The sequence below is a fragment of the Streptomyces niveus genome (assembly GCF_001723055.1).
Taxonomy (GTDB): Bacteria; Actinomycetota; Actinomycetes; order Streptomycetales; family Streptomycetaceae; genus Streptomyces; species Streptomyces niveus.
Map to the genome: position 1 here is coordinate 1 of NZ_MDCR01000548.1, position 1479 is coordinate 1479.

The following is a 1479-nucleotide window of genomic DNA, read 5'->3' on the forward strand; positions in this document are numbered from 1 at the left end:
CGGGCAGCGACACGGCGGGCGGTGGGCGGGGACGGTGGGTTCGGCGGGCGCCGACTGTGTCGAGCCGGGCAGATCGGTCATGCCGCACCGGCCGCGGGGTTGGCGCCTGCGTGACCGGCAGCCGCGCCCGGGCCGGGCACGATCCCCCGGACCGGGCCGCCCAGCGCCCACCACGCGGCGAGGCCCAGCATGACGGCGGTGAGCACCGTGGAGGGCCCGCCGATGTCCGCGTAACCGAAGTCCACCAGTTGCCAGATGAGCAGCCCGGCGCCGACGAGCGCGCAGTCGACGCCCCTGCTCGCGCGCCGCGCGCCGGGCAGCCGGCGCAGCGCGAGGACGAGCAGCGCCGCCCAGCTCCCGGCCAGTGCGAGGAGCCCGAGCAGCCCCTGCTCGCTGAGGATCAGCAGATACATGTTGTGCGGCGAGAGCAGCGGCTGGCGCTGGAAGCCCATCCCCGCGCCCGCCGTGTCGCTGCCCGACGACAACGCGATGGTGGAGTGGCTGTCGCGGTAGGCGGGGAAGCCTTTGAGCCCGATGCCGGTGACCGGGTCGGTGCGCCACATCCCGGCCGCCGCCGCCCACATCGTGTACCGGTCGGTGACGGACCGGTCGGGCGCCTCGGTGACCTCGGTGATGCTGCCGAGCCGTTCGGACACCATCTGGGAGCCGATGCCCAGTCCCCCGACGAGTACGACGCCGAGCGCCGCCGCCACGAGCGCGACCCGGGCCGCGCGGCGCAGCCCGGAGAGCGCGAGTTGCAGCGTGACGGCGACGGCCGTCGCGATCCAGGCGCCCCGGCTGAAGGAGAGCACGAGCGGCAGGAACAGCAGTGCGGCGCAGCCGAGCGCGGCGGCGCGCTGCCGCCTGCCGCCGCCCGGTCGCGCGCCCAGGGCCAGGCCGACGGCCGTCACCAGGCCGTACGAGACGACGGTGGCCATGCCCATGACGTCGGTGGGGCCGAACGTGCCGACCGCGCGGACGTCTTCGCCCATGTACGAGGCACCGGTGCCGGTCAGGTACTGCACGACGCCGATGAGCCCCTGCACCAGCGCGAGGGCCACCATCGACCAGGCGACCAGCCGGAAGTCCCGGCGGTTCCTGATCAGCAGCAGCAGCGCGCCGGGCACGAGCACGAAGATCTGGAGGTAGCGGGCCACGCCCGGCAGGCTGGACACGGGGTCGTACGACGTGATGGCGGCGGCGCACACGCCGAACACCGGAAGTCCCAGGACCAGGGCGGCCGTTCGGGTCAGCGGCCGGGCGCGCTCGCGCAGGACCCGTACGAGACAGAAGAGGACCAGCAGCGCGGACGCGGCGTCGGCCACCGTCCCGGAACCGGCCGAACCGTCCCCGGCCGGGCCCGTCACCGGGACGGCGAGGAGCGCGACGACCGCCAGGACGGGCAGCAGCGGTGCGGCCCGGCGCAGCGCGTCGTGCCAGTCCGGTGGGGCGGCGGGGACGGCGGGGACAGCGGGGAGG

Annotated in this window: 1 protein-coding gene; it reads right to left on the minus strand. The window is 75.6% G+C overall.

The window, feature by feature from the left end; translation table 11 throughout:
• Positions 1 to 77 precede the first annotated feature (77 nt).
• On the minus strand, positions 78 to 1479 hold a 1402-nt coding region (locus tag BHU15_RS37475; RefSeq protein WP_438285010.1), incomplete at its 5' end, for an O-antigen ligase family protein.